Source organism: Kribbella ginsengisoli (assembly GCF_039537185.1).
Taxonomy (GTDB): domain Bacteria; phylum Actinomycetota; class Actinomycetes; order Propionibacteriales; family Kribbellaceae; genus Kribbella; species Kribbella koreensis.
In genome coordinates, this window is the sequence record NZ_BAABAA010000007.1 from 739,023 (window position 1) to 764,806 (window position 25,784).

Annotated in this window: 26 protein-coding genes; 13 read left to right on the top strand and 13 right to left on the bottom strand. The window is 68.4% G+C overall.

The window, feature by feature from the left end:
* Window positions 1-43 precede the first annotated feature (43 nt).
* Window positions 44-556, bottom strand: a complete 513-nt coding sequence (locus tag ABD768_RS27010) for a GNAT family N-acetyltransferase (protein ID WP_344845179.1) — start codon at window positions 554-556, stop codon at window positions 44-46.
* Window positions 557-590: 34 nt separating this feature from the next.
* On the bottom strand, window positions 591-1,673 hold the full coding sequence (locus ABD768_RS27015) for an adenosine deaminase (protein ID WP_344845182.1): 1,083 nt from the start codon (window positions 1,671-1,673) through the stop codon (window positions 591-593).
* 73 nt (window positions 1,674-1,746) lie between these two features.
* Here ABD768_RS27015 and ABD768_RS27020 point away from each other — a divergent pair, with 73 nt between their 5' ends.
* Together ABD768_RS27020 and ABD768_RS27025 are read left to right on the top strand one after the other, a co-directional pair.
* Window positions 1,747-2,355: a DUF1016 N-terminal domain-containing protein gene (locus tag ABD768_RS27020; protein ID WP_343966734.1), complete on the top strand. Its 609-nt coding sequence runs from the start codon at window positions 1,747-1,749 to the stop codon at window positions 2,353-2,355.
* A gap of 1 nt (window position 2,356) precedes the next feature.
* Complete coding sequence (locus tag ABD768_RS27025; protein ID WP_344845185.1) at window positions 2,357-3,136, top strand: DUF899 domain-containing protein; 780 nt, start codon at window positions 2,357-2,359, stop codon at window positions 3,134-3,136.
* Window positions 3,137-3,140: 4 nt separating this feature from the next.
* Here ABD768_RS27025 and ABD768_RS27030 read toward each other — a convergent pair whose 3' ends face one another.
* Window positions 3,141-3,602 (bottom strand): nitroreductase family deazaflavin-dependent oxidoreductase, encoded by a 462-nt coding sequence (locus ABD768_RS27030; protein WP_344845188.1) that lies wholly within the window; start codon window positions 3,600-3,602, stop codon window positions 3,141-3,143.
* Window positions 3,603-3,723: 121 nt separating this feature from the next.
* On the opposite strand from ABD768_RS27030, the gene ABD768_RS27035 reads away from it, so the two are divergent.
* The gene (locus ABD768_RS27035; protein ID WP_344845190.1) at window positions 3,724-4,413 is read left to right on the top strand and encodes a TetR/AcrR family transcriptional regulator; all 690 of its coding nucleotides are present in this window, start codon (window positions 3,724-3,726) and stop codon (window positions 4,411-4,413) included.
* Here ABD768_RS27035 and aat read toward each other — a convergent pair.
* Entirely contained in the window at window positions 4,397-5,083 is a 687-nt protein-coding gene (gene aat, locus ABD768_RS27040; RefSeq protein WP_343966724.1) for a leucyl/phenylalanyl-tRNA--protein transferase, read from the bottom strand. The two genes, ABD768_RS27035 and aat, sit on opposite strands and share 17 nt — an antisense overlap.
* 97 nt (window positions 5,084-5,180) lie before the next feature.
* Between aat and ABD768_RS27045 the strand changes: the two genes are divergently transcribed.
* The 4 genes from ABD768_RS27045 (at window position 5,181) to ABD768_RS27060 (ending at window position 8,160) form a co-directional block, all read left to right on the top strand.
* Window positions 5,181-6,092, top strand: a complete 912-nt coding sequence (locus ABD768_RS27045) for a class I SAM-dependent methyltransferase (RefSeq protein WP_344845193.1) — start codon at window positions 5,181-5,183, stop codon at window positions 6,090-6,092.
* Between the two features lie 123 nt (window positions 6,093-6,215).
* Window positions 6,216-6,911 carry an EcsC family protein gene (locus tag ABD768_RS27050; RefSeq protein WP_343966720.1) on the top strand — a complete coding sequence of 232 codons (696 nt, stop codon included), beginning with the start codon at window positions 6,216-6,218 and terminating at the stop codon, window positions 6,909-6,911.
* Window positions 6,911-7,297, top strand: coding sequence for a VOC family protein (locus ABD768_RS27055; RefSeq protein ID WP_344845196.1), 387 nt, complete (start codon window positions 6,911-6,913; stop codon window positions 7,295-7,297). The genes ABD768_RS27050 and ABD768_RS27055 overlap by 1 nt, the downstream gene beginning before the upstream one ends.
* A gap of 32 nt (window positions 7,298-7,329) precedes the next feature.
* Entirely contained in the window at window positions 7,330-8,160 is an 831-nt protein-coding gene (locus ABD768_RS27060) for a helix-turn-helix transcriptional regulator (protein ID WP_344845199.1), read from the top strand.
* 164 nt (window positions 8,161-8,324) lie between these two features.
* On the opposite strand, the gene ABD768_RS27065 is transcribed toward ABD768_RS27060, so the two are convergent.
* The gene (locus ABD768_RS27065; RefSeq protein ID WP_344845202.1) at window positions 8,325-9,251 is read right to left on the bottom strand and encodes a hydroxymethylglutaryl-CoA lyase; all 927 of its coding nucleotides are present in this window, start codon (window positions 9,249-9,251) and stop codon (window positions 8,325-8,327) included.
* Between the two features lie 52 nt (window positions 9,252-9,303).
* Between ABD768_RS27065 and ABD768_RS27070 the strand changes: the two genes are divergently transcribed.
* On the top strand, window positions 9,304-9,948 hold the full coding sequence (locus ABD768_RS27070; RefSeq protein WP_344845204.1) for a GNAT family N-acetyltransferase: 645 nt from the start codon (window positions 9,304-9,306) through the stop codon (window positions 9,946-9,948).
* 132 nt (window positions 9,949-10,080) lie between these two features.
* Here the strand turns inward: ABD768_RS27070 and ABD768_RS27075 are convergent, their stop codons facing one another.
* The 3 genes from ABD768_RS27075 to ABD768_RS27085 form a co-directional block, all read right to left on the bottom strand.
* Window positions 10,081-10,677, bottom strand: a complete 597-nt coding sequence (locus tag ABD768_RS27075) for a metallophosphoesterase family protein (RefSeq protein ID WP_344845207.1) — start codon at window positions 10,675-10,677, stop codon at window positions 10,081-10,083.
* Between the two features lie 96 nt (window positions 10,678-10,773).
* Window positions 10,774-12,234 carry a hypothetical protein gene (locus ABD768_RS27080; RefSeq protein ID WP_344845210.1) on the bottom strand — a complete coding sequence of 487 codons (1,461 nt, stop codon included), beginning with the start codon at window positions 12,232-12,234 and terminating at the stop codon, window positions 10,774-10,776.
* Window positions 12,234-13,136 (bottom strand): DUF8175 domain-containg protein, encoded by a 903-nt coding sequence (locus ABD768_RS27085; RefSeq protein ID WP_344845213.1) that lies wholly within the window; start codon window positions 13,134-13,136, stop codon window positions 12,234-12,236. Before ABD768_RS27085 ends, ABD768_RS27080 begins: the two co-directional genes overlap by 1 nt.
* A 198-nt stretch (window positions 13,137-13,334) precedes the next feature.
* Here ABD768_RS27085 and ABD768_RS27090 point away from each other — a divergent pair, with 198 nt between their 5' ends.
* On the top strand, window positions 13,335-13,889 hold the full coding sequence (locus tag ABD768_RS27090) for a MarR family winged helix-turn-helix transcriptional regulator (protein WP_343966704.1): 555 nt from the start codon (window positions 13,335-13,337) through the stop codon (window positions 13,887-13,889).
* Between the two features lie 79 nt (window positions 13,890-13,968).
* Window positions 13,969-15,537, top strand: a complete 1,569-nt coding sequence (locus ABD768_RS27095; protein WP_344845216.1) for a molybdopterin-dependent oxidoreductase — start codon at window positions 13,969-13,971, stop codon at window positions 15,535-15,537.
* 28 nt (window positions 15,538-15,565) lie between these two features.
* Here ABD768_RS27095 and ABD768_RS27100 read toward each other — a convergent pair whose 3' ends face one another.
* Window positions 15,566-16,174 carry a TetR/AcrR family transcriptional regulator gene (locus ABD768_RS27100; RefSeq protein ID WP_344845219.1) on the bottom strand — a complete coding sequence of 203 codons (609 nt, stop codon included), beginning with the start codon at window positions 16,172-16,174 and terminating at the stop codon, window positions 15,566-15,568.
* 58 nt (window positions 16,175-16,232) lie between these two features.
* Here ABD768_RS27100 and ABD768_RS27105 point away from each other — a divergent pair, with 58 nt between their 5' ends.
* Window positions 16,233-17,033: an ATP-binding cassette domain-containing protein gene (locus ABD768_RS27105; protein ID WP_344845222.1), complete on the top strand. Its 801-nt coding sequence runs from the start codon at window positions 16,233-16,235 to the stop codon at window positions 17,031-17,033.
* Complete coding sequence (locus tag ABD768_RS27110) at window positions 17,030-19,093, top strand: YhgE/Pip domain-containing protein (RefSeq protein ID WP_344845224.1); 2,064 nt, start codon at window positions 17,030-17,032, stop codon at window positions 19,091-19,093. Before ABD768_RS27105 ends, ABD768_RS27110 begins: the two co-directional genes overlap by 4 nt.
* Here ABD768_RS27110 and ABD768_RS27115 read toward each other — a convergent pair.
* Both ABD768_RS27115 and ABD768_RS27120 read right to left on the bottom strand, forming a co-directional pair.
* Window positions 19,082-20,356 carry a hypothetical protein gene (locus tag ABD768_RS27115; protein WP_344845226.1) on the bottom strand — a complete coding sequence of 425 codons (1,275 nt, stop codon included), beginning with the start codon at window positions 20,354-20,356 and terminating at the stop codon, window positions 19,082-19,084. The two genes, ABD768_RS27110 and ABD768_RS27115, sit on opposite strands and share 12 nt — an antisense overlap.
* Before the next feature lie 99 nt (window positions 20,357-20,455).
* The gene (locus ABD768_RS27120; RefSeq protein WP_344845228.1) at window positions 20,456-21,430 is read right to left on the bottom strand and encodes an N-acetylglucosamine kinase; all 975 of its coding nucleotides are present in this window, start codon (window positions 21,428-21,430) and stop codon (window positions 20,456-20,458) included.
* A 198-nt stretch (window positions 21,431-21,628) separates the two neighbouring features.
* On the opposite strand from ABD768_RS27120, the gene ABD768_RS27125 reads away from it, so the two are divergent.
* A complete protein-coding gene (locus ABD768_RS27125) occupies window positions 21,629-22,459 on the top strand; it encodes an LLM class flavin-dependent oxidoreductase (protein WP_344845231.1) in 831 nt (276 codons plus the stop codon).
* Window positions 22,460-22,601: 142 nt separating this feature from the next.
* Here ABD768_RS27125 and ABD768_RS27130 read toward each other — a convergent pair whose 3' ends face one another.
* A complete protein-coding gene (locus ABD768_RS27130) occupies window positions 22,602-24,026 on the bottom strand; it encodes a gamma-aminobutyraldehyde dehydrogenase (protein WP_344845234.1) in 1,425 nt (474 codons plus the stop codon).
* Window positions 24,027-24,089: 63 nt separating this feature from the next.
* Window positions 24,090-25,769: an amidohydrolase gene (locus ABD768_RS27135; protein ID WP_344845236.1), complete on the bottom strand. Its 1,680-nt coding sequence runs from the start codon at window positions 25,767-25,769 to the stop codon at window positions 24,090-24,092.
* Window positions 25,770-25,784: the final 15 nt, after the last annotated feature.

Below are 25,784 nucleotides of genomic sequence, written 5' to 3' on the forward strand. Positions count from 1 at the left end.
CTCGAAATCGAGTATTAGTTCACGGGTATCCGATGTCAAGTATTCAGACGGCCCGCTCGAAGAGCAGCTCGAGACCGTCTTCCTCGTCCCACTGCTCGCCCGCCTCGAGGAAGCCGAAGCCGGCGATGGTCGCGAGCGAGGCCGAGTTGGTAGGGCTGATCGAGGCCCGGACGATCTTCACCCCGGGCTCTTCGACGGCCCGCTCGATGAGTGCGGTGAGGATCGCCTTCGCGTAGCCCTGCCGCCGGTACGCCGCGTCGACGGTGTAGCCGACCTCGACCATGCCGTTCTCGTCGGGCGGGCCGTGATAGCCGCCGTGGCCGATCACGACACCTTCGGGCTCGGAGACGGCGGCCCGGACGATCCACCGCTGGGCCTCCGGATCGTCCTCCAGCTGGGCGATCCGGTAGTTCCACAGCCACTTCGACTCGTCGTTGGTGAACAACTCGGTCAGCGCGACGCCGGCCTCCCGGCCGGCCGCGGCCAGATCGTCCGCGAGCAACGCGGCCATCGTCGTCGGGGACAACTCCACGAAGCGGATCTGTTTGGTCGTCATGCCGTCGATGCTGCTGCGGACTGGGGCTCGGCGTCTATTTGTTTAGCGTCTCGGCGTACCAGGGCTTGATGATGCCGTCGATGATCGCGAGGCGTTCGTCGAAGGGGATGAACGCGGACTTCATCGCGTTGATCGCGAACCAGCGGAAGTCGGCCAGCCCGTAGTCGAAGGCTTCGGCGAGCAGGGCGAGCTCGCGGCTCATCGACGTACCGCTCATCAGCCGGTTGTCGGTGTTCACGGTGACCCGGAACTTCAGCTTCGCGAGCAGGCCGATCGGGTGCTGGGCGATCGAGTCGGCCGCGCCGGTCTGCAGGTTCGAGCTCGGGCACATCTCCAACGGGATCCGCCGGTCGCGCACGTACGCCGCCAGCCGGCCGAGCTCCACCTTGCCGTCCAGCCCCGCGCTCTCGTCGTACGAGATGTCGTCGATGATCCGTACGCCGTGACCGAGCCGGTCGGCGCCACACCACTGGATCGCCTGCCAGATCGAGGGCAACCCGAACGCCTCGCCGGCATGGATGGTGAAGTGCGCGTTCTCGCGCTGCAGGTACTCGAAGGCGTCCAGGTGCCGGGTGGGCGGATAGCCGGCCTCGGCGCCGGCGATGTCGAAGCCGACGACACCGCCGTCGCGATAGGCGATCGACAGCTCGGCGATCTCCATCGACCGGGCCTGGTGCCGCATCGCGGTCAGCAGCTGGCGCGCGACGATCGGCCGCTCAGCGCGGGCCATGCCGTCCTCGAACCCTTCCCGGACGGCGTCGACCACCTGCTCGAGGCTGAGCCCGGCGGTGAGGTGCTGCTCCGGGGCGTACCGGATCTCGGCGTACACGACCCCGTCGGCGGCCAGATCCTGTACGCACTCGCTGGCGACCCGCTTGATCGCCTCGGCGTTCTGCATCACCGCGACGGTCTGGTCGAAGGTCTCCAGGTACCGCTCGAGCGACCCGGAATCGGCCGACTCGACGAACCACTGCCCGAGCTCGCCGGGGTCCGTCCGCGGCAGCTTGTGCCCGACCTCCGCCGCCAGCTCGACCACGGTCTGCGGCCGCAACCCACCGTCGAGGTGGTCATGCAGCAAGACCTTCGGCGCGACCTTCAATTCCTCCTGCGAGATCATGCCGCCATCTTGCCCCAAGCTGCCCGCCGAAGGCCTTCGTGTCGCCGCCGGCCTCGGTCACATCCTGTCTGGCATGACTCCGATTCCCGCCGCCAGGCCCTCGATGCCGTCCTGGTACCCGGCCTTCCTCGAGACGATCACCGCCCACCTCGCCACAGACCGCGAGCCCTTGCTCATCCACTGGTCGATCGGCCGGGAGATCCTGCATTGGCAGCAGAAACCCGACTGGACGAGCCGCTGCCTCGTCCACCTCTCCACCGACCTGATGGCCCGCTTCCCCGCGCACAAAGGGCTTTCGGTCCGCAACCTCAGCTACATGCGAGCCTTCGCCGAGGCCTGGCCGCACGAGGCGTACGCCCGCGGTCCACTCGCCGCGCTGCCCTGGTACCACCATCTGACTCTGTTGCAATTCCTCGACAGCCCCACCCTGCGCCTCTGGTACGCCCGTGAAGCCCTCGACCACGACTGGACCCGCGCCGACCTCAAGGCCAACATCGCCGCCAACCTCTACCGCCAAGCCCACCTCCGCCGGCCCGCCAAACCCAATCCGACCCGGCCGAAGCGCGATTCCGACACGCCCGAACCCGCTGCCCCGAGCTGCCCCGAGCCGATTTCGGGTGATTCCGGAGTACTGGAGAAGCGGGTCGTGGGGAACGAGGACGGGGAGACCGAGGAGGAGTGAAATGGGGAATCTGCCGCCCGTGGTCGGGCAGGACGAATGGTTCGCGGCTCGGCGGGCGCTGCTGGAGAAGGAGAAGGCGGTGACGCGGGCTCGGGACGAGGTCAACGCCGAGCGACGGCGGCTGCCCATGGTCCGGGTCGAGAAGGACTATCGCTTCCAGGGCGCCGAGGGCGAGGTCGGGCTGGCCGACTTGTTCGACGGCCGGCCGCAGCTGGTGATGCATCACTTCATGTATGCGCCGGACTGGGAAGACGCCTGTCCGAGTTGCAGCTCCGCGGCCGACGGGATCGGCCGGCTCAGGCAGTTGTACGTACGCAGCACCTCACTCGTGGCGGTGTCGCGTGCGCCGTACGAGAAGCTGGCCGCGTTTCGCGAGCGGATGGGCTGGACGTTTCCCTGGTACTCGTCGTACGGGAGCGACTTCAACTACGACTTCCACGCCACGCTCGACGATCGGGTAGCGCCCGTGGTGCTGCACTACCGGACTCAGGACGAGGTGGCTGACGTCGGTACGCCGTGGACGAACGGGCCGTGGACGCCGGACATGAACGGTGAGGAGATGCCCGGGATCAGCGCGTTCCTGCGGGTCGGTGACGAGGTTTTCCACACCTACTCGACGTTCGGCCGCGGGATCGAGGAGTTCCACAACATGTACCGCTACCTCGACCTCACCGTGCTCGGCCGCCAGGAGGAGTGGGAGGAACCGAAGGGCCGGGCGACTCCCCTTGGTCTTCAGGTCGGTGGCCCCAACCTTCGCCTGCCCGACCAGTACGAAGTGTGAGGACTCAGACGGTGTGGATCTTGAAGACCGGTACGCCGGGGGCCACGTGGAGGAGGGTTTCGAGCGGGGAGTCCTTGCGGACGTCCTTGCCGAAGAAGGCGCCGACCTCCCAGGCCCACTTCTTCAGGTAGGTGCGGATGATGTCGGGCTTGTCGGCATCGGCGAGCTCTTCGGCGCGGAACGTCTCGACCCGGCGGCCGACGCGGAGGGTGCCGGTGCCGCTGGCGCGCAGGTTGCGGACCCACTGGACGTGACCGCGCGGCGCGACCAGGTAGCGCTGGCCGTCGACGACGAGCAGGTTGACCGGGTTGCTCCGCCACTCGCCGGACTTGCGGCCCTGGACCGAGAGCACCCGGCTGCCCATCAGGCTGATGCCGAGGTTGGTCAGGGCGGCCACCACCTTGTTCATCGCCAGCATGCTGCCGCGGCCGGTGGTCACTACTCGCTTGTCGTTGTACTCCTGCATCAGGATCGCCTCCCAGTTTGCGAGAGCGGTGCTCTCTGTTGTGACCAGTGAACACCTCTTCGACACGCGAGTCAAGAGCAGTGCTCTCGATTTAGTTCGGTGATCATGGCAGACTGCCGGTATGAACGCCGGACGGACCGCCCGTGACCGAGCCCGGGCCGAGCTGACCCACGAGATCAAGGACGCCGCGCGCCGCCAGCTCGCCACCGAGGGCGCCGAGCGGCTGTCACTGCGGGCCGTCTCGCGTGAGCTCGGCATGGTCTCGTCGGCGCTCTACCGGTACTTCCCCAGCCGCGACGATCTGCTCACCGCGCTCATCATCGACGCGTACAACGCGCTGGGCCTCGCAGCCGAGACAGCAGCCAAGAACGCCGGGACTCCCCGTGAAGCCTGGCTCGCCGTCTGCCGTGCGGTCCGGACCTGGGCGATCAAGCACCCTCAGGAGTACGCGCTGATCTACGGCTCGCCGGTCGCCGGGTACAAGGCTCCGGAGAGCACGATCGAGCCGGCCGGCCGGGTGGCGATCGCGTTGCTCGGCATCTTGGGTCAGGCGCAGGCTTCCGGCGTACTGGCTCCGCCTGAGGACGCGCCGGAGCCCAGCGGGTTGATGGTGGAGCAGCTCGGCGTCTTGGCCGAGCTCGCGCCCGGCGTACCGCTGAAGGTGCTGGCTCGCGCGATGATCGCGCTGACGCAGCTCTACGGGATGGTCAGCTTCGAGCTGTTCGGGCAACTGGTCGGCACGATGGATCCGGCCGACGAGTTCTTCGCGGACGCGACCGGCCAGCTGGCCACCTTCATCGGTATCGACTGAGGCTTCCGCCGAAGGCGAGCGGCAGCGGGAGCGCCAGCGCGCGATCCACCCGCCGGACGTACGTCTCACGCGGGATCGAGACGGCGCCGAGGGTCGCCAGATGGCTCGTCACCCACTGGATGTCCAGCACGCGCTCGGATGCGAACTTGTCGCTGAGCAACTCGATCAGCCCCAGCACCGCGGCCTTCGAGCCGTCCGTCTTGTGGTGGAACATCGACTCGCCCGCGAACAGCCCGCCGATCGCGACGCCGTACAGCCCGCCGGCCAGCTCGTCGCCGTCCCAGGCCTCGACCGAGTGGACCCAGCCCATCTCGTGCAGCTTCGTGTACGACGCGATGATGTCGTCGTCGATCCACGACCCCGGCCGGCTCGGATCCGCGCACGCCCGGATGACCTGGTCGAACGCCGTGTTGACCCGGATCTCGAACCGCTGCCGCGCTCGCCGCAGCGACCGCGACGGCGTGAACCCGTCGACCTCGATCACGCCACGATCCACCGGCGACCACCACAGCAGCGGCCCGTGACTGTCCGGCATCGGGAACAGTCCCCGCTTGTACGCCGCCAGCACGGTGCCCGGCTCGAGATCCGCCCCGGCCGCCACGACGTCGCTGGCACCAGCGACCGCGACCGGCGGGAACTCCCACACGGAGGCAGGTGGATCGATTGGCACCCCACCATCCTGGCCTACTCCGCCGACAGACCTCACGCCCACCCGGGCCGCAACATCTGTTGACAAGCCGTGAGGCTGGCAACATATGCTGCCAGACATGAAGATCGTCGAAGAGATCGAGGGGTCCGGCGGGCTCGGTGGGCTGGCGCGGATGACCGAGGTGATCGCGGCGCTCGAGCATCGGCGGACCGAGCTGATCGAGCAGTTGCGGTCCCAGCGGCTGGCGAGCTGGGAGGAGATCGGGCAGGCGTGCGGGATGACCCGGCAGGGCGCGAGTCGGCGGTGGTCGAAGCAGTCGCAGGCGGCATCGTTCGGTGACGCGGCGGCGGCGTATCAGCGTGGGCGGCCGTCCTATCCGGTGTCGGCGGTCGACTGGCTGGTCCCTGGTACTGCGAAGTCGGTGCTCGATCTCGGCGCTGGTACGGGCAAGCTCACGTCTTTGCTGGCGGCTCGCGAGCTTGCGGTGACGGCCGTCGAACCGCTGGCTGCGATGCGCGAGGAACTGGTTGCGGCGGTGCCGTCGGCCGACGTACGGGATGGATCGGCCGAGGCGATTCCGCTGGATGCCGGGGCTGTTGACGCTGTCGTGGTGGCGCAGGCGTGGCATTGGTTCGACCCCGCCGTGGCGCTGCCCGAGATCGCACGGGTGCTGACACCCGGCGGGACGCTCGGGTTGGTGTGGAACATCCGCGATCACACGGTGCCGTGGGTGGCCGAGCTCGATCGGGTGCTGCACCGGCACGCTCGCCAGGAGATCGACTCGGCGCCACCGATCGGTACGCCGTTCCGCGCGGTCGAGCGACTCGAGATCCGCTGGGAGCACGCGCTCACGCGGACCGAGCTGCTCGACATGGTCGCGTCGCGGTCGTACGTCATCACCATGCCGGCCGCGGACCGCGACGAGTTGATGCACCAGGTCACCGAGCTGCTCGACTCGCACCTGGACCTGCGCGGTCGCAAGAATCTGACGATGCCGTACGTCACCCGGTGCACTCGCGCCCACCTCTGAGTAAGCAAGGGATCGGCCGGGGTTTCTCCCGAGTGGCGCGAACTGGGGCGGCACGTAGAGTTGAGAGTGCTGCGCCTGTCCACGGGTCTCCGGGGACGGGTGTCCGAGTTGTGAGGGAGTGCTGTGGCCGGAGTAGCCAGGTTTGTTGCCAGCAGTCTTGCGCCTGCTGCCCAGCGGTTCGCTCCGCAGGCGGCGGCCGGCGTGCTCCGTCAGGTCCTGGAGATCGCGATCGACGGGTACCAACGGTTTCCCGGCGCCGAGAAGGTGGCCGAGCGGCATCTGACCAAGCACGACGGCGATGCCGAGCTCGCGGTCGACACGGTGATCGAGCAGCACATCCGGCTGGCCAGCGTGCAGGGGTTCGTCACCAGCATCGGCGGGCTGGTCACGCTGCCGGTCGCGCTTCCGGCCAATTTGACCGGGCTGGCGGTGGTACAGGCTCGGATGGTCGCTTCGATCGCTCATCTGCGTGGTTTTGATTTGGACGATCCGCGAGTGCGGACGGCGGTCATCACCTGTCTGCTCGGTGAGGACGGTGTGACGGACCGGTTGAAGAAGGCGAGCCTGCCGACGTCGCCGCTGGCGATCGCGACCGCGCCGGTGTTCGACCCGGAGCTGGACCGGATGGTGGCCGGCGAGGTGGTCGGTGAACTCATCGCCCGGATCGGCGGCAAGCGGATGGGGCTGATGGTGACGCGGCGCGTTCCACTGCTCGGCGGCGCTGTGGGCGCGGGGGTCGACGGCTGGTCGACGTTCCGGATCGGTCAGTACGCCGACAAGAGCCTGGTCCGGCGGATCCGGCGCCCGATCGAGCAGTAGTGGTCGCGCCGTTCTGGGGGCCGACGCTCGACTGCCCCGAACCGCTCGCGCCGGCGGAGTTCTACCAGCGGATCTGTGGTGGGGAGATCGCCATCTCCCAGGAGCACTACGCCGAGCTACAACTCGGCTCGGCGAACCTGGGTTGCCAGCGGGACCTCAACTACCGAGCGCCGACCTGGCCGGATGCGCGCATGCCTCAGCAGTGCCATCTCGACTTCAAGGCCGCGGATCTCCACGCCGAGGAGTTGCTGGCGATCGCGGCGGGCGCGACCAAGACCGCGGTACAGCCGCATCCGGCCGTGTTCCGAGTGTTTCTCGATCCGGCCGGGCATCCGTTCTGTCTGACGACCTACGGTACGGAGGCCGGGCCGCCGCAATCCCGGTGAAACTTGTCGGTGGTGCGTGTCAGCATGATTCGGTGAGTACACGTCGGGCTGAGCTCGGGGAGTTTCTGAAGGCGCGTCGCGCCAAGGTGACGCCTGAAGCCGTCGGGCTGCCTCCGGGCGGGCGGCGGCGTACTCCGGGGCTTCGGCGCGAGGAGCTCGCCCAGCTGGCCGGGGTCGGCGTGACTTGGTATACGTGGCTCGAGCAGGGGCGGCCGATCAACGTCAGTGGTCAGGTGCTCGATGCGGTCGCGACGACGCTCGGGCTGAACGATCTGGAACGGGCGCATCTGTACTCGCTCGCCGAGGCGACGCCGGTGCGCACGAAGACCGGCGTTTGCGCGAACGAGTCGGTGCTGAGCGAGATCCTGGCCGCGCTCGATCCGCTGCCTGCGTTGATCACGAACAAGCGCTACGACATTCTCCAGTCCAACAAGGCGTCCAAGGATCTCTACCACGACTGGCACACGCTGCCTTGCGTCCACCTCAACCTGCTCTGGTGTATCGTGACCGAGCCGCTCGCGCGCGACCAGTTGCTGAACTACGACACCGAGGTGCCGTATCTGGTCGCCCGGATGCGCTCGGCGTACGTCGAGCACATCGGCGATCCCGACTGGGAGACCGATCTGGCCCGCCTCCGCAAGCTGAGCCCGGAGTTCGAACGGCTTTGGGCGACGCACGAGGTCGCGGATGGCGAGGCACGGCTGCGGCGGCTGGTGCATCCGGTCGCCGGGGAGCTGTCGTTCACCGTGACAGAGCTGGCAGTGCCCGCACATCCCGACCTGGTCCTGTTCGTCGACACCCCCGCCGACGCCCACACCCGCGAACGCCTCCCCCTCACGCGCCGACAACCGGCCGGGGTTTAGGGCAGAACGACCGAGACCGGGTTGCCGGTCCGGGCTGCCGATCCGGGCTGCCGGTCTGGGCTGTTGGTCTGGGCTGTTGGTCTGGGCTGTTGGTCCGGGTTGCCGGTCCGGCGCCCGGACGCTGGTCGGCGCTCCGCCTCCTCCGTTGGCCGTCGTCGCGTCTGTTACCCGGCCAGCGCTTGCACAACGCGGCTGGCGGAAGGCTTGCCGAGTTGTTTTGCCATCCAGGCGCTGGTGGCGACGAGGCTTTCCAGGTCTACGCCGGTTTTGATGCCGAGGCCGTCGAGTTGCCAGAGGAGGTCTTCGGTGGCGAGGTTGCCGGTGGCGCTTTCGGCGTACGGGCAACCGCCGAGGCCGCCGGCTGAGCTGTCGACGGTGGTGACGCCCTCGCGCAGTGCGGTGAGGGTGTTGGCGAGCGCCTGGCCGTAGGTGTCGTGGAAGTGGACGGCCAGCTTGTCCACGCCTACCCCGGCCTTCTCGAAAGCGTGGATCAGCGCGACGACCTGACCCGGCGTGGCGACGCCGATCGTGTCGCCGAGGGAGAGTTCGTGGCAGCCGAGCTCGACCAGCCGCGCGCCGACCTTGACCACCTGGTCGATCGGTACGTCGCCCTCCCACGGATCGCCGTAACACATCGACACGTACCCACGGACGCTCAGACCTTCGTCGAGCGCCCGCCGCACGGTCGGCGCGAACATCGTGAACTGCTCGTCGACCGTCGAGTTCAGGTTCTTCGCGGCGAAGGTCTCGGTCGCGCTGGCGAAGATCGCGATCTCGCTCACGCCGGCCTCGAGCGCCCGGTCGAGACCACGCTCGTTCGGCACCAGCACGGGCGTACGGAGTCCGTCCGGCAGGTCGAGGCGGGCCAGCAGTTCGGCCGCGTCGGCGAGCTGCGGCACCCACTTGGGGTGCACGAAGCTGGTCGTCTCGATCGTGGTCAGCCCGGCCGCGGCGAGCCGCTGGATGAACTCGGCCTTGACCGCGACGTCGACGATCGCGTCCTCGTTCTGCAACCCGTCCCGCGGTCCGACCTCGTAGATCGTGACGCTCTCGGGCAGCCCTTCGGCGGTGACCAACTCAGGCTTGCGCACGTGTGCCTCCAATTCAGGAGCCGGGGAGGGTTCTCCTCCACAATGGCTCGTGATGACAACTCTGGCTGACATTCTGCGCGGGATCGAAGGCGGCGTCTTCCCCACCCCGGACCTGAGCATCACGGTGGTACCGGCTCCGTCCGGCCGCGAGGCGTGCGTGGTCGCCTTCACCGCGCACATCGTGATCGCGGCGGACGTCTCGCCGGACTGGGTCGCCGGCCTGATCCCCGACGGCGACCTGTCCGCCCCGCTCAACCCGCCGTTCCTGTACGCCCTGGAACAACTCACCGGCCGCCGCGTCAACGCCATCGACCAGATGCTCCTGGCCCCCGCCCTCACCGACCCGGCCGAACGCGCCGCCGCCGTCGACGGCCTGGTCGAGGTCACCGAACGCGGCCACCCCCGCATCGAACGAGCCTGGCGCTACCGCGACGACGTCCACGCCTACGCCACCCCGTACGGCGGCCTGGTCCTCACCGGCCGAGGCCTGGCCGGCCGCCTCGAGGTCGCCCTCGAAGTCCCCACCTCCGCCCGGGGCACCGGCCACGGCCGCCACCTTGCCCGAGCCGCCCGAGCCCTCATCCCACCCGGCACCCACATCTGGTCCCAGGTCTCCCCCGGCAACGCGGCCTCCACCCGAACCTTCCTGGCCGCCGACTACCAACCCATCGGCTCCGAAGCCCTGCTCGTCCGCTGACCCCGCCCCAAGGCCAATTCACAAAGCCACAATGGGATTGGCGCCGATGGCATCGATTCCCTGTCTGACGCGTTGTCCCCAGACTTTTGCACAGCGTTATCCACAGCTGGGCATGACGACGAGCCGGTCGAACTAGGCGGGTTGGATCGCGGAGTGGGGGCGGCGGTGGTAGGTGGGGGTGGTGTTGGAGTAGAGGTCGCCTCGGTAGAGGCCGTGGAGGATTTCGGCTTCGTAGCCGTTGAGTTCTGGCATGGACAGGGAGCGGGCTATTTCCAGTTCGGCGTGGGCGTCGTACGGGACCCGGACGAACTGGATGGAGAAGGGGCCGTCCTCGGGGGAGTCGGGGATGCCTTCGAGGATGACGTAGACAGGGGTGGGGTCGGACATGCTGTTGCCGACGCTGCCGGTGTTGAAGAGGGTTCGGCGTTGCAGGTCGACCTCGTAGAAGGCGTCGTGGGTGTCGCCGTAGCCGACGACCGTCGGGATCGGGCCGTCGCCGGTCGCTTCGGTGTTCTCGAACATGCCGAGGAACTCCTGCTCGTCATGGTCAAAGCGGACGCGTCGGTGAACGCTGGTCGCCGACGCGTGGAAGAGCCGGATCTGGCGGCCGCTGAGCAGGAAGTCGTGGCTGAAGGGGAGTGCGCGCAGCCAGGTCCACTGGTCTTCGCGGAGCTCGTTCTTCCACCACCGCAGACCTTCGCTGTCGAACTCGCGAGCCGGATTCGGCAAGAACGAGGCCGGGGCCGAGGTCCGCGGCCGGGCGGCGAGCGGCGGCCGGCGGGTGGCGGGTGGAAGCGCTGTCGGTGCAGGTGGTCGGGGGTTGGCTCACCAACTGCCGGACGGCGCTGATGGGTCGGACGTCGAGGGGCCTGGGGGCGCCGATGGCGGCGGAGGTTTGGAGCGGGGTTGGCCGCCTCCGGAGCCGGAGGGGCCGCCGCCACCGTAGGAGCCGCCGCTTGAGCCAGTACCTGAGCCGCCCGCCTGCGAGCCACCACCTGAGCTTGGGCCGGCTGAGCGAGCGCCGCGGGGGCCGCCGGACCGGGATCCGCCCGACCCGCCGGAGCGGGAGCCGCTTGAGCCACCGGAGGAGCCGCCGGAGGCTGAGGAGCCGCCGCCTGGTTCGCCGGCTGAGTGGGCTACTGCGCCGGCTATGGAGCCGGCTGCCTTTTGGGCGCCGGCCATGGCTACGCCTGCTGGGCCTGCGCCGGCGGCCGCTCCGGCTCCGATCGCACCGGAGGCGCCGCCGCCTGCACCAGCCGCACTGCCGCCCGCACCGGAGCTGGCCCCGGCCCCTCCGCTGGCCTTGCCGGCACCGGAGCTTGAGCCTGAGGAGCGGCCTACGTTGACGGCACCAGAGGCCAGACCGCCTGGGTCCATGGCCGCGGCGCCGGTGCCTGAGCTGCCGCCTGCTGCTGCGGCGGTCAGGGGGACGGTGAAGCGGAGGAGGGCGGGGAGGGCGACGACGGCGAGGCCGAGCATCATCATGCCGGTCAGCGTCTGGATCAGGCCGTCGCCGGTCGAGTTGATCATGCCCTCGTGGGTCATCTGGATCGCGGCCGCGTAGATCAACGCGGCCGCCGGTTTGTACGCGATGAAGGCCAGCGCCCAGCCGCAGAACTTCTTGAACCAGGCCTTACCCAGCTCGGTATGCGTCGCGACCGCCGCCAGCGGGAACGTGCCGGCCAGCAGGACGATCATCGCCGCGCGGATCAGCAGCAGCACGATCTGGATGAGTGATCCGAACAGCACACCGAGGGCGGAGAAGATGATCAGGAACAGCGGCATCCGCTGGGCGAGCTGGCTGCCGTCCTGCATCATCACGCTTCTCATCGCGGTCTCGAAGCTCTCGCCCTTCGGCAGCGCCGCGTCGACGATGTTCTTGGCGAAGCTGTCCGACCACGCGGACAGCAGTTGCAGGGTGGCGGTCCCGGCCGAGGACACCAGCGCGAACGTCATCATTGCCTTGAGCAACTGTCGGAGCGGGTCGCCGCGCTGCTCCCAGGCGAGCCTGATGCCGGACACCATGATCGCCAGCCCGAACAGCGTGGTGGTCAGCCAGAAGGTGTGCGTCTGCAGGAAGGCGATCGTCGGCTGGTTCGTCCAGTGCAGCTTGGCGTCCTCGGTGGCCAGCGTCGGGCCGGGGATCTTCACCCAGAAGGTCGCCTGCGAGTGCAGGCAGGCGAGCACGGCGTCGGACAGCTGCCGGACCAGTCCTTCGGTGGCGTTGCTGATCACGTTGCCGAGGCCTTCGCTGACCTTGCAGCCGACGTCGAAGTTCCCGCACATCAGACACCGCTCCATTCGACGAAGTCGTTGAGGTTGTGGTGCTGGGCGTACGGCGTACCGACCGCGGCGGCGTCTGGCGGTGGCACCAGGTGCCAGTCGCCGGCATGCCAGGTCAGCGTGAACGTGCCACTCATGAACTCCGTCTTCGCCGGCATCGCGAGCATGATGGTGACGCGGTCGCGGTCGGCGTCGACGATCCGATAGCCCGCGACCTGGGCCGGAGTGGACGCTGTGTCGGGGGTTTCCTTGCGCACTTCCTGGAGCAGGAGGTCGGTGTCGCGGCCGGGGACCATCAGTTTGGTCGCGGTCGGGATGATCTTGGTCTGGTCCGCCAGGGCGGCGATCAGGTTGTACGCCGCGTAGACCGCGCCGGTCGGCGAATGCGCGAAGCATCTCCGGAAGCCGTCGGAGTCGGTCTTGGCGGGCCCGTACGCCGATGAGCGCGGCACCACCACTCGACGGCTGATCTCCCACAGGTCAGCCGTCGGCGGCCGGCTGGACGGTGTCGCTTGGTCGCCATCCGGTAGGCCGCAGCTGCTCGAAGTACCGGACGACCCCGTCGATGTCGACCCAGTCGGAAGAGCCACGGCCTCGCCGGCGGGCGGTGGGGTGGCCGAGCCGGATCCCTCCTGACCAGAGGTCGGTTCGGAGGCTGGACCGCCGCTGTCGCGGGAGCCATCTCCGCCTGTCCCACACCCGGGTTGGCCAACACCGGCCGGGGCGCTGCCACCAGTGGAGGCGCCGCCCGTTGAGCCGTCGGCGCAGGCGTTGCTGGCGGACTTGGGGGTGTCGGAGGGGGCGGTGAAGAGGAGGAGGGCGCCACAGGCGAGGATGGCGGTGAGGGTGATGCAGGCCGCGATGAAGCCTGGGCCGTACGGGGATTTCTCTTCGGGCTCGGTCATCGGAAACTCCTGCTTTCCCCTCGTCGGACGGACAAGGGAAAGCCTGGCAAAGATCGGCCGGCCGCCGCGGAAGTTATCCACAGGCAGCACCTGAAACGGCCTCAGTCACGCTCAATCTGCCATCAATCGCGTCTCGACCTGTAGCCGATAGGTCACCCCGTGTAGCGAAGTCACCGCGTCAGCTAATAGAGTCCGCGCATGACCATCGCGCCTTCGCTTTGCTCGCCCCTAGCGCTCGCCGATGCAGAACCCACTCACGCCGCCGAACCCTGGGAAAGCGACGTGATCACCGCGTACGGCCTGCTGCGAGAAGCAGCAGCCGAACTCGATCACCTGATGCGCCATTCCCTCAAGCGCAGTGGTCTGCAAATGGCAATGTTCGAACTGTTGCTGCGGCTTGCCCGCAGCCACGGGGAGAAGCAGCGTCTCACCTCACTCGCCCGGGAGCTGACCGTCACCACCGGCGGCATCACCCGGCTGGTCGACCGCGCCGAGAACCTCGGTCTGGTGCGCCGGGAGCCCTGTCCCGATGACGCCCGCGGCTCGTACGCGGTCCTCACGGAGGAGGGAAAGCGGCGGCTTCGCGACGCGCTGCCGGACCACCTCCTGGAGATCGACAGCCTGTGGATGTCCCAGCTGGCGGACGAGCAGGAACTCGTCCTCGGCAAGCTCCGTCGCGTTCGCGACAATGCCCGTCGCTGGCCCAACGGCCGGCCCAACCTCGGTTCGCTGTCCGCGGCCGACCGGATCTGAACCACCCCTCGCATTACCCGCTACTAACGGATGCGGCGTCTGGCTGGTGTCGGACGCCGCTCCGAGCGATGGTTTAGCTGTGAACCATCCTCTGGTCCGGTCTCCCCTGAGCGACCCCGGTAGCGACGTCCCAGCGCGGCCTGGCCGGAGAGGCCTCTTCGTCAGAGCAGCTGCCGGCGGCATCCTCGCCGCCGTCGCAGGTCTCGCCGCAGGCTCGGTGGCCGCCGCCCTTCTCGGAACCCGCCAGACGCCCGTCGTGGCGATCGGCTCGGCGTTCATCGACCGCGTTCCGCCGTGGCTGAAAGACCTCGCGATCTCGCTCTTCGGGACGCACGACAAGCTGGCGCTCAAGACCGGCATCCTCGTCGTACTGCTCGCCCTCGCCGCTCTCGGCGGCATCCTGTCGGTACTCCGGTACTGGGCCGGCGCGGCCGTCGTCATCGTGCTCGCGGGCGTCGCGGTAATCGCCGCCTCGACCAGACCTGACGCCGGGCAGACGGGCTTCGCCCCCTCCTTCGTCGCCGGTATCACCGCCCTGCTCATCCTCCGGCTCTTCGCCACCCGGCTGTCCGGCCTGGTCAGGTACCCCGAGGACGGCGTCAGTCGCCGCGGCTTCCTCCAGCTCTCGGCCGGGGTGACCCTCGGCACCATCGCGGTCGGCGCTCTCGGCCGGGTCATCGGTGGGCATCGGGCAGCTGTCGCGGAGGCACGCGACGCGCTCAAGCTGCCGTTGCCGCCGAGCCTCGACCCGCCGGCCGGAGTACAGGCTGCCGGGGCTGGTCCGTGGGCGACGCCCAATGAGGACTTCTATCGGATCGACACGGCGCTGTCGGTTCCGCTGATCATGCCGAGCGACTGGAAGCTGCGCATCCACGGCATGGTCGATCGCGAGATCAACCTGAACTTCAGCGATCTGTTGCAGCGCAAGGTTGTGCACAAGTGGGTCACGCTGACCTGCGTGAGCAACGAGGTCGGCGGCGACCTGATCGGCAACGCGCTCTGGTCCGGCGTCCTGCTCAAGGACCTGCTGGCCGAGGCCGGAGTGGCGGCCAATGCCGACGCGATCAAGTCGACGTCGAAGGACGGCTTCACGGCCGGTACGCCGTTGAGCGCACTGACCGATGATCGGGAGTCGATGCTGGCGTTCGCGATGAATGGACAGCCGTTGCCGGTGGAACACGGGTTCCCGGTGCGCATCGTCGTACCGGGTCTGTACGGCTACGTCTCGGCGACGAAGTGGCTGGCCGAGATCGAGGTGACCCGCTTCGACCAGTTCGAGGCGTACTGGACTCCGCGCGGCTGGTCGGAGAAGGGGCCGATCAAGTTGTCGTCGCGGATCGACGTACCGCGATCGAAAGCGTCGACTGGTCAGGTGACTGTGGCCGGAGTCGCGTGGGATCAGCATGTGGGTGTCTCGAAGGTCGAGGTCCGTGTTGATGGCGGCCAGTGGCAAGAGGCCGAGCTGGCAGCCGACGCGTCGATCGATACGTGGCGGCAGTGGCATTGGACCTGGGATGCGCCGAGGGGCAACCACGTGCTGCAGGTCCGGGCGTTCGACGCGCAGGGCAACCCGCAGATCGAGGCGCAGGCCCCGCCCGCACCGGACGGCTCGACTGGCCTCCACAGCGTCGACATCAAGGTCGGCTAGAACTACGTCCTGTCAGGCGCGGCTGAGGTCAGGTGCGACTGGAAACGGCGTCCAGTACCAGCGGTAGGAACGTGTGTTCCAGCGAGCCGGCCGGGACCAGGTCTGGCTCGAGCAGGCTTTGGGCGCGGGCGCCTTCGTGGACGGCGATCACCAGGCGTACGAACTGCTGTGGCGGGACGCTCATCTGGAGATCGCTGGCCCGGGTGATCTCCTCGACGAGCCGGGTGAGCTGATCGCGGAACATCGCGCGCTGCAGGTTGAGCGCCGCCGCGGCCTCGGGGTGGCGCAGGGCGTGCAGGGTGAACTCCGTCGAGATCAGGTGCCACTGGCGCTGGTCTGGCGCGGCCTCGTCCAGCAGGCCGAGGACTGCATCGAGCAGCGTTCCTGGCTGATTCGCAAGGTCCGGGAGCAGCGCGGCGATCTGCTCCAGCAGGCGATCCGTGGTCGCCTGGAACAGGGCGAGCACCAACTCGTCCTTGGAAGCGAAGTTCGAGTAGAACGCGCCGCGGGTGAAGCCGGCCCGGTCGCAGATGTCCTCGACCGAGGCGCCGTGGAAGCCACGCTCGGCGAACACCTCGAGGGCACCTTCGAGCAGCCGGGCCCGGGTGGCGGAGCGACGTCGCTTGGGCGTTTCCATGGCAGTAGGATACAGTTCTGTATTGAATACACAACCGTATTGAACGGGGTAGTTCACGATGGAGCTCAAGGCTCACGCGATCAGCGTGCAGGGTCCGCACGCGCCGATGCTGCATGCGACGTCGATCAGCGTCAGTGACCATCAGTTGGTCCTGCTGACGGGCTATCCCGGACCTGGGCACGTCGCATTGGCCCTGGGGCTCTCCGGGCGGCTGAAGCCGAACGGTGGGGACGTGCAGCTGGATGGCGATACCTCTGGGCGCGTACTACGCCAGCGGGTTGCTGTGGTCGATACGCCGGGGATCACCGAGCCTGACGACGCACTGCCGGTGCGGACGGTCGTGGGCGAGGAGCTGGCGATTGCTGGGCACAAGGCCGGGCGCAAGGCGGTTGATGCGTGGCTGGACTCGCATGACTGGGCTGAGTTCGCGGAGCGGCGGTTCGAGCATCTGCCGGTCGGGGTGCGGACCGAGATGCTCGCTGAGCTGACGGTGGCGCGGCCTGAGGTGAAGTTCGTGATCCTGACGATGCCGGATCGGCTCGGCGGAGATCCGCACGAGTGGTACGCGGTGGGCCGGGAGCTGGCGTCGCGCGGGTACGGCGTGGTGATCACGTGTGCGGACGCGTCGGCGCGGTTGCTGGGGGTTGAGGCGGCGCAGCTTGGGTCAGTGAATCAGCCCGATCCGGTGCAGGTGGAGGCGGCGGCGCCGGTCGAACCCGTAGTACCGATCGAGGACGAAGTACCGACCGAGGTCGAGGAGCCGGCCGAAGTTGAAGCGCCGGTCGAAGAAACAGCAGTGCTGGACGACGAAGAGCCTGCAGAGGCGACCGCGGTTGACGGGAAGAAGGACGAAGCATGACCTCGATCCGGATGGCGATGAGCGAGCTGCGGCGGTTGACCGCGGGGCGGTTGCCCAAGCTGGCCGTGATCGCGATGATCCTCGTCCCGACGCTGTATGGCGGCCTCTACCTGTACGCGAACCACGACCCGTACGGCCGCCTCGACAAGGTGCCGACGGCGGTCGTCGTCGAAGACGCCGGTACTACGTTGTCCACCGGCGAGAAGCTTTCCGTCGGACCGCAGGTCGCCGATGAACTCGTGCAGTCGAAGAGCTTCGACTGGCACCGGGTCGACCGGGCCGAGGCGCTGGCGGGCGTGGAGAACGGGAAGTACGAGTTCGCGCTGGTACTGCCGAAGTCGTTCTCGTCCGACCTCGCGTCGAGCGCGGAATTCGAACCCAGGCAGGCGAATCTCGAGCTGCTGACCAACGACGCCAACAACTACCTCGCCCACACGATCGCCAATCAGGTCGTCGCGCAGGTGACCAAATCCGTTGCGGCGCAGGTGAGCGAGACGGCGGCGAGCAAGCTGCTGGCCGGGTTCAGCACGATCCATGGGCAGATCACCAAGGCCGCGGACGGCGCTGGTCAATTGCAGACCGGCCTCACCTCGGCCGCGACTGGTGTCGGCAAGCTCCAGACCGGTGCTGGTCAGCTCAACACCGCACAGCAGCAGTTGTCTGCCGGCGCGAGCAAGCTGAGCACCGGGCTCACGACGGCCTCGAAGGGCGCGGGCGATCTCGCCAGCGGGGCCGGCCAGTTGAGCTCCGGGCTGACGACCTTGAAGAGCAAGACGGCCAGCCTGCCGGCCGATACGCGGAAGCTCGCCAACGGCGCCGATCAAGTTGCTGATGGCAACGAGAGGATCGCAGGCATCGGGCAGGAGGTGGCGACTGCATCGAGCACGCTGGTGTCGGATCTGTCGGCGCTCGACAAGGGACTCGCCGCGCGGCTGAAGGACCGTGGCTTCACGCAGGCGCAGATCAACCAGGTACTGACTGAGACGGCCAAGCTGCGCGGCCCTGTGGTCACGGCGAACACCAAGATCCAGTCGACCTCGAAGCAGCTCAACCAGCTCGCCTCGGGTGCGCGGCAGGTGGCGACCGGCGCGCAGACGCTCGCCGACGCGACTCCGGCGCTGACGGCCGGCATCTCGAGCGCCGCCAATGGCGCCGGGCAGCTCAACTCAGGCGCTGGCCAGTTGAAGACGGGCGTCGACGCTCTGCAGTCCGGCGCCGCGCAACTCGCGACGGGTGAACAGCAGGCGGTCACCGGACAGGGCCAACTACTCGCGGGCGTCAACAGCCTCGCGACGGGCGTCGGCAAGCTCAAGACCGGCGCCGGCTCGTTGAACACAGCCCTGACCAATGGCGCGAAGCAGATCCCGGATCCCTCACCCGAAGCACGCAAGGCGGTGGCGGAGACCCTCGGCGCTCCGGTGGGCCTGAAGAACGACTCGCAGGCGACCGCCGACAGCTACGGCGCCGGCCTCGCTCCGTTCTTCCTCAGCCTCTCGTGCTGGATCGGCGCGTACGTCCTCTTCCTGCTGGTACGTCCGCTGTCACCCCGAGCCCTGGCCGGCCTGCAGGCGCCGATCCGGGTCGCGCTCGGCGGTTGGTTGCCTCCGGCAATCTTCGGTTCGATCCAGGCGGCACTGGTGTTCACCGCGGTCATCTTCGGGCTGGGCATCGACACCGCACATCCCTTGCTGACGGTTCTCTACCTGATGCTCACATCGATCACCTTCGTCGCGATCCTGCACGCTCTTTCATCCTGGTTCGGAGCCGTCGGCAAGTTCCTCGGCCTGGTCCTGATGGTCATCCAGCTCGTCTCCGCCGGCGGCACCTTCCCCTGGCAGACGATCCCCGCCCCGCTGTACTTCTTCCACCACGTACTCCCGATGAGCTACGCCATCGACGGCGTCCGCCACCTCATGTACGACGGCCCCGGCAACAGCCTCGGCAAGGACCTCCTCGTCCTGGTCGCCTGGCTCCTGGCCGGCCTAGGCGCCTCCGCCCTGGCCGCCCGCAAACAACGAGTCTGGCCCGCCAAAAAACTCCAACCCGAACTAGCCCTCTAACACCTCGTGGGAGAGGAGGTTGGTGGCTGAAGTCAGGAGGGTTTGGGTGGTGGGTTGGTCGAAGTAGGTGATGAGGGCTTCGTAGGTGCCGTGGTGGGCGGCGTCTGGGTCTACTACGTAGCCGTAGTAGCCGTCGGTGTAGCCGATTACCCGGGTGATGGGGTGGGGGCTGTCGGCTTGGAGGAAGCAGCCGTGGCTGGCGAAGAGTTCTATTGGGAGGTGGACCCAGGCGACGTCGCCGAGCATGACGACGCTGATGGGGAGGTCCAGGGTCAGTGGGAGGTTGGCGGCGGCCATCAGGGACTGGCCTCGGGCGCCGTCGAGACGGGTTTGGGCTATGCGCTGGGTGGGGTCGTCCTGGCCGGTGTGGAGGCCGGCTTCGGCGGTGGCGACTACTGCTTCCAGGTCGGGTGGGGTGGGGAGATCGCGGACCTTGAGGCTGACTGTGGTGCGGCGGATGGTCGGGGCCTCGGAGGGAAGGTCGAGGCCGGGGGCGGCGATGGCCGCCGCTACGCGGGTGGCCAGCAGGCCGCCTAGGCGGGCTACCTCGGGAGCGCCTCGCCCCTGCCGGGTGAAGCGAGGGCTGACGTCACCTGCTGCGCCTTGGAGAAAGCCCACGACAGGTGCTTCGGTCAGCCTGGTGAGGGTTGTGCGGGTGGCGCCGGGCCAGTCGGCGGAGTAGAGGTTGTTTTCGGGGCCGTAGGTGGTGGGGTGGCAGGCGAAGTCGAGAAGGACGGCGCTGAGTGATCCGTCGGCGACGGAATGCAACGTTAGAATGCCGGCCGTGTTGTCGTGCGGGCCGTTGCGTCGGTGGCGGTTGGTGCCGACGCCGATGACTTCGGTCGAGCGCCAGGATGCGCGGACTGGGTGGCGCTCTAGAACAGCCGATGCGACGGCGGCCGTCAGAGGTTCGTACAGGGCGGGCTCACGTTGTACTGGGATGACCGGGTGGATTTGGCCGGACCAGCCTGCGGGGGCCGAGTGGGTGTGGGAGGCGCAGACGAGGACGCATTCGGGCGGGATGCCGGCGGCGGCTCCGGCGGCGGTGGAGAGTTCGGCTACCAGTTCGGTGCCGACGGCTATCGCGTCCAGGCTCAGCCAGAGCACTCCGGGCGAGTCCGCCGTACTGAGCCAGATCATGGTCGCGCGGAGCGGGTCCGCAGTACCGGTGGCGTTGCCCTCACGGGCGGCGTATCCGTCGAGGCGATGACCCGGTGGTGGGGTCACGTCCAGCGACACCGCTGCCAGCAGCAGCTCACTCATTCTCAATGCTCCAGCCGTCAACCCCGTGCTGATCTGCCTGTGCACACCAAGTAGACAGGCAGCACCCCCAAAGGATCCAGCGAGGGTGCTTCGGTGGCATCAGGCGCGGTGGATGACGAGTAGGTCGGCGTACGGGCCGGGTGGTTGGGTGGCGAGCCGTTCGGCGCCGTCGAGGGAGTTGCCGGCTGGTTCGGCGAGGTGGGCGCGGTGCGGGAGGAGTGCGCGGAGGGGGTCAGTGAGTTGGTCACCGGCTCCGGCGAAGAGGCCGCCGACACAGGCGACGGGGACGGGCTCGTTGCCGGACAGTTGGGCGATGGCGGTGGCGATGGTTTCGGCGATGTCAGTGACTGCGCTGGTGACGATGTTCTGGGCGATGGGGTCTTGCTCGGCGGCACACCGCAGTACTTCCGGAGCGAACCGCGCGACGTCATCCACCAGGGTCGGCGACGGGTAGAGCGCGATGGGGTCGACCGCCGTCTCGGCAAGCGTGGTTGCAGGCCCACGCCCGTCCCTTGCTCGCTGTACTGCGACCAGCCCCGCGCGCCCGATCGCGAACGCACTCCCCGCGTCGCCGAACAGATATCCATGCCCATCCACCTTGTACCAAGCCCCGTCCCGGTCCACCGCCAAGCAGACCAACCCGGTCCCCGCCGCAACCACCACCCCGTACCCACCGGGCAGAGCGCCCGCATGAGCAGTCACCATGTCCTGCGTCAGCCGCACCTCCTTCGCCTGCAACACCTCCGCAATCCCGGCCGCCAGTTGTCGCGCGGCGACCGGATCCTGGGGGAATCCGGTCAGCCCGAGGGCGACAACCTCAACCCCCTCCCACCCGCCGAACCCGGCGGACGAGGCGGCCTCCGTGGAGGTGGTGGGTGCGGGGGCTGTGGCGGCGGAGGGGGTTGGGAGTTGCTCGGGGATGCCGGCCTGGGTGGCTGTTTGGCGGATGGCGGTGAGGGTGGCCTGGAGGCTGTGGGGGGTGTGGGTGTGGCCGGGGCCTTCGGCTGTGGTGCGGGTGGGGAGGACTCGGAGGCGGAGGGCTGATTGGCCGCCATCGAAAGCTAGGTGGGTCATGCGATGAGAACCTTTGCCTTCTGTGTGGCGGGGGTGGGATGGAGCAAACCGAGTAGACCACTGGTCACGTGCCGGGGGTCTTCCCGGGCAGGGTTTCGCGCTTGTGGGCAGGGTTTTGGGGTTGGGGGCGGGTTCTCGGGGTTGCGGACTGATGGCGTGCGAGGGTGGTGGAAACAGGACTTCGGGAGGGGTACGAGAATGCGCTTCGGGCTCAAGGTGAATCCGGCTGGGTGGGAGGACGCGGCGCGGTGGGCGAAGGTTGCCGAGTCGGTTGGGTTCGATGGGCTGTGGACTGGCGACAACCTGCGCAATCCGCGTGATGCCGCGATCCCGGTGCATGACGGGCCGACTGTCATCGCTGGGTGGGCGGCGACTACCAGTCGGATCCGGGTTGGGTTGCTGATTGCGAACATGGTGTTCCGGCAGCCGACGGTGCTGGCCAAGGCGGCCACCACGCTCGATCACATCTCCGGCGGACGGTTCGACCTCGGTATCGGTTCGGGAGTCTGGCCGACCGACCACGGGATGGCCGGTACGCCGGTCTGGACCGCGCGCGAGCGTACCGACCGGCTGGCCGAGTTCGTCGCCGTCGTGGAGCGGCTGCTGTCAGGCGATGTCAGCGACCACGACGGTCCGTACTACCCGTACACGCTGGCCGCGATGACGCCCGGGACCATCCAAGAGCGCCTGCCCCTGATCGTCGCCGCGAATGCCCCGCGCGCACTCGCCGTCGTCGCGGCCCACGCGGACGGCTGGGTGACCTTCCCCGGCGCCGCGACCGAGGAGGAGTTCTACGCGAAGTCGATCGAACGCGCGAAGACGCTCGACGCAGGCCTCGCCGGCCGGCAGATCCGCCGAGTCCTGCTCGCCTACGGGCAGATCGACCCATGGGCATCCGAAGACGGCTTCGCCCGCCTGGTCGAACGCTACGAGTCAATCGGCTTCAACGAGATAGTCGTCTACGCCCCCAAGGCACACGAGCAGGCCGTCTTCGACAAGGTCAGCGCCAAGCTCGACGCCTACCGCTGACACCAGGCTGCTGCAGGGGTGGCGAGTGGTTTGGGTTGCTGGCAGGTTTTGGTGCCGCTGGCGTGATGCTTCACGCCAGCGGGCGAAGAACCTGCCAGTGGCCGGGCGAGTTGGGGTGACGGCCGGAGGACGGGTCGGGTGATCAGATCTCGATGTTCGACATCACGTGTTTGATGCGGGTGTAGTCCTCTAGGCCGTACATGGAGAGGTCCTTGCCGTGGCCGGAGTTCTTGAAGCCGCCGTGGGGCATCTCGGCGACGATCGGGATGTGCGTGTTGATCCAGACGCAGCCGAAGTCGAGGCGGCGGGCCATCCGCATCGCCCGGCCGTGGTCGCGGGTGAAGACCGAGGAGGCGAGGCCGTAGTCGACACCGTTGGCCCAGCGGAGGGCTTCGGCCTCGTCGGTGAAGCGCTGGACGGTGATGACCGGGCCGAAGATCTCCTGCTGGATGGCCTCGTCGTCCTGCTTCAACCCTGAGACGACCGTCGGCTCGTAGAAGTAGCCGCGGTCGCCGACCGCGTTGCCGCCGGTCTGCAAAGCGGCGTGGTCGGGGAGGCGGTCGATGAAGCCGCTGACCCGGCTGAGCTGGTCGGCGTTGTTCAGAGCGCCGTACGCGACATCGTCCTCCGGCCGCCCGGTCTTGGTCGCGCGAGCCTGATCGGTCAGCGCCGCGACGAAGTCGTCGTGGATGCGCGGTCCGGCGAGGACCCGGGTCGCGGCGGTGCAGTCCTGGCCCGCATTGAAGTAGCCCGCGACGGCGATCGCCTCAGCGGCCGCTTCGAGGTCAGCGTCATCGAAGACGACGACCGGAGCCTTGCCACCGAGCTCGAGATGAGTGCGCTTGAGCTGCCGGGCCGCGGCCGACGCGACCTCCATCCCCGCCCGCACCGAGCCGGTGATCGCAACCAGCTGCGGGACCTCGTGATCCACCAGCGCACGCCCGGTGTCGCGATCACCGCAGACGACGTTGAACACTCCCGGCGGCAAGAACTCGTTGCACAGCTCGGCCAGCAACACCGTCGACGCCGGCGTCGTGTCGCTCGGCTTCAGCACGATCGTGTTGCCCGCCGCCAGCGCCGGCGCGATCTTCCAGATCGCCATCATCAGCGGGTAGTTCCACGGCGTCACCTGACCGACGACCCCGATCGGCTCCCGCCGGATCCACGACGTATGCCCGGCCATGTACTCCCCGGCCGACCGCCCCTCCAGCACGCGCGCCGCCCCGGCGAAGAACCGCAGCTGATCCACGCACGGCGGCAACTCCTCCGAAGCCGTCAGCGCGAGCGGCTTGCCCGTGTTCTGACTCTCGACCCGGGTGAACTCGTCGGCGCGCGTCTCCAGCGCGTCCGCGATCTTCAGCAGCATCCGCTGCCGCTCCGCCGGCGTCGTGTCCCGCCAGGTCTCGAAGGCGCGGTCCGCCGCCCGCATCGCGGCGTCGACATCCTCCACCCCGGACTTCGGCGCCTGCGCGTAGACCTCACCCGTCGTCGGGTCGATCACGTCGTAGGTCGCGCCGCCGAGCGCGCCGGCCGGCTTGCCATCCACAAGATTCGAGAGCGTCTGCATGCCCGGGAGCCTAACTGGACTCACAACGAATTCGGTAGGCCTGACTGGCAGCTCACAACGGATTCACTCGCCATACACGCGATCGCCTTCGACATAGGTCGCCACAACCCGCGCTTCGCCGATCTCCTCGACGGGCTGCGCGAACGGGTCGCGGTCGAGGATCGCGAGGTCGGCCAGCATCCCGGGAGCGATCCGCCCGGTCTCGTCGGCATGGTTCACCCACGCGCTCCCCGACGTGTACGCCGCAAGCGCAGTCGCCAGGTCGAGCGCCTGCTCCGGGAGGAACGGCTCGTACTCCGAATCGCGATGCCGCCGATTCACCGCGACCTGTACCGCGGCCAGCGGGTCCGGACTCGAAACGGGCCAGTCGGAACCGGCCGCCAGCCGTGCCCCCGACCGCGCGAGGTCACCGAACGGGTACTGCCACCGGGTCCGCTCCGGACCGAGGAACGGGATGGTCAACTCGTCCATCTGTGGCTCATGGGCCGCCCACAGCGCCTGCAGGTTGGCTGTCACGTTCAACGCGGCGAACCGGCCGACGTCGTCGGGGTGGATGACTTGCAGGTGGGCGATGTGGTGGCGTCGGTCGGTGTCGCCGTTCGCTGCTTTTGTCGCTTCGAAGGCGTCGAGTGCTTCGCGGACCGCACGGTCGCCGATCGCGTGGACGTGGACCTGGAAGCCGGCTTTGTCGAGGGCGGTGATGTGGTCGCGCAGGGCGATGGGGTCGACGAAGAAGAGGCCGGCGTTGGTGGTTCGGCAGCCGCAGCCGTCGTAGTACGGGTCGAGCAGGCCGGCGGTGAAGTTCTCGGCGACGCCGTCTTGCATGATCTTGACGCTGCCGGCTCGGAGGCGTGGGTGTTGGAGGGCGTCGCGGCGTTCGATCAGGGATGGGAGTTGCTCGGCGCCCAGGTCGCGGCGCCACCAGAGGGCTCCGTTCACTCGGGCGGTGAGGCGGCCGTCGTTGGCTAGCTCGACGTATGCGGGGGTTGAGTCGTCGAGGTTGGCGTAGTCGCCGAAGATCGCGTCCTGCCAGCCGGTGATGCCGAAGGAGTGGAGGTACGCCTGGGCTCCGAGGAGGGCGGCGACCTGCTCATCGTGGGTTGTCGGTGGGACGAGGTGGCCGACCAGGTCCATGGCGCCTTCGTGGAGGGTGCCGGTGGGGTTGCCGTCGGGGTCGCGTTCGATCCGGCCGTCGGCGGGGTCCGGCGTACGGGCGTCGATGCCGGCCAGCTCGAGAGCACGCGAGTTGACCCAGGCGCCGTGATGGTCGGCGTTGGCGAGGAAGACCGGTCGGTCGCCGACGATCGCGTCAAGGTCGGCCGCCAGCGGCGCACCACCCGGATAGTCGGGCTGATGCCACCCACCCCCAAGAATCCACTCCACACCAGGGTTCGCTTCGGCGTACGCCGAGATCGCCGCGAGCGTTGCTGCGCGACCCGAGAGCGGCGAGAGGTCGCAGCGAGCGCGTTCAAGTCCGCCCTGCACGGGGTGCACGTGCGCATCGACGAAGCCGGGCAGCAAGAGGCCACCGGCAAGATCGATCACTTCGGTCTGCGCTGCGCGCAGACCGAAGTGATCGAGAAGACAGGAGAGGCGGGCGGAGCTGGCCGCACTGGTGGCGCCGGGGCTGGGCTGTGGTCCGGGGCCGGCTGCAATGATCCGGCCCTCGCTGACCACGGCCGACCAGCCCGGTTGGCGTGCACGGCCGTCGAACAGGGAGCCGTTGGTGAAGAGGGTGTCCACGGAGTCATCCTCTCG

Bases quoted from the DNA above. Each gene is read 5' to 3' on its own strand.
- ABD768_RS27115 (WP_344845226.1), bottom strand. From the start codon at position 20,356: ATGAGTGAGCTGCTGCTGGCAGCGGTGTCGCTGGACGTGACCCCACCA.
- ABD768_RS27080 (WP_344845210.1), bottom strand. From the start codon at position 12,234: ATGTGCGGGAACTTCGACGTCGGCTGCAAGGTCAGCGAAGGCCTCGGC.
- ABD768_RS27125 (WP_344845231.1), top strand. From the start codon at position 21,629: ATGCGCTTCGGGCTCAAGGTGAATCCGGCTGGGTGGGAGGACGCGGCG.
- ABD768_RS27085 (WP_344845213.1), bottom strand. From the start codon at position 13,136: ATGACCGAGCCCGAAGAGAAATCCCCGTACGGCCCAGGCTTCATCGCG.
- ABD768_RS27105 (WP_344845222.1), top strand. From the start codon at position 16,233: ATGGAGCTCAAGGCTCACGCGATCAGCGTGCAGGGTCCGCACGCGCCG.
- ABD768_RS27045 (WP_344845193.1), top strand. From the start codon at position 5,181: ATGAAGATCGTCGAAGAGATCGAGGGGTCCGGCGGGCTCGGTGGGCTG.
- ABD768_RS27070 (WP_344845204.1), top strand. From the start codon at position 9,304: ATGACAACTCTGGCTGACATTCTGCGCGGGATCGAAGGCGGCGTCTTC.
- ABD768_RS27030 (WP_344845188.1), bottom strand. From the start codon at position 3,602: ATGCAGGAGTACAACGACAAGCGAGTAGTGACCACCGGCCGCGGCAGC.
- ABD768_RS27010 (WP_344845179.1), bottom strand. From the start codon at position 556: ATGACGACCAAACAGATCCGCTTCGTGGAGTTGTCCCCGACGACGATG.
- ABD768_RS27110 (WP_344845224.1), top strand. From the start codon at position 17,030: ATGACCTCGATCCGGATGGCGATGAGCGAGCTGCGGCGGTTGACCGCG.
- ABD768_RS27090 (WP_343966704.1), top strand. From the start codon at position 13,335: ATGACCATCGCGCCTTCGCTTTGCTCGCCCCTAGCGCTCGCCGATGCA.
- ABD768_RS27120 (WP_344845228.1), bottom strand. From the start codon at position 21,430: ATGACCCACCTAGCTTTCGATGGCGGCCAATCAGCCCTCCGCCTCCGA.
- ABD768_RS27025 (WP_344845185.1), top strand. From the start codon at position 2,357: ATGGGGAATCTGCCGCCCGTGGTCGGGCAGGACGAATGGTTCGCGGCT.
- ABD768_RS27020 (WP_343966734.1), top strand. From the start codon at position 1,747: ATGACTCCGATTCCCGCCGCCAGGCCCTCGATGCCGTCCTGGTACCCG.
- ABD768_RS27100 (WP_344845219.1), bottom strand. From the start codon at position 16,174: ATGGAAACGCCCAAGCGACGTCGCTCCGCCACCCGGGCCCGGCTGCTC.
- ABD768_RS27035 (WP_344845190.1), top strand. From the start codon at position 3,724: ATGAACGCCGGACGGACCGCCCGTGACCGAGCCCGGGCCGAGCTGACC.
- ABD768_RS27130 (WP_344845234.1), bottom strand. From the start codon at position 24,026: ATGCAGACGCTCTCGAATCTTGTGGATGGCAAGCCGGCCGGCGCGCTC.
- ABD768_RS27015 (WP_344845182.1), bottom strand. From the start codon at position 1,673: ATGATCTCGCAGGAGGAATTGAAGGTCGCGCCGAAGGTCTTGCTGCAT.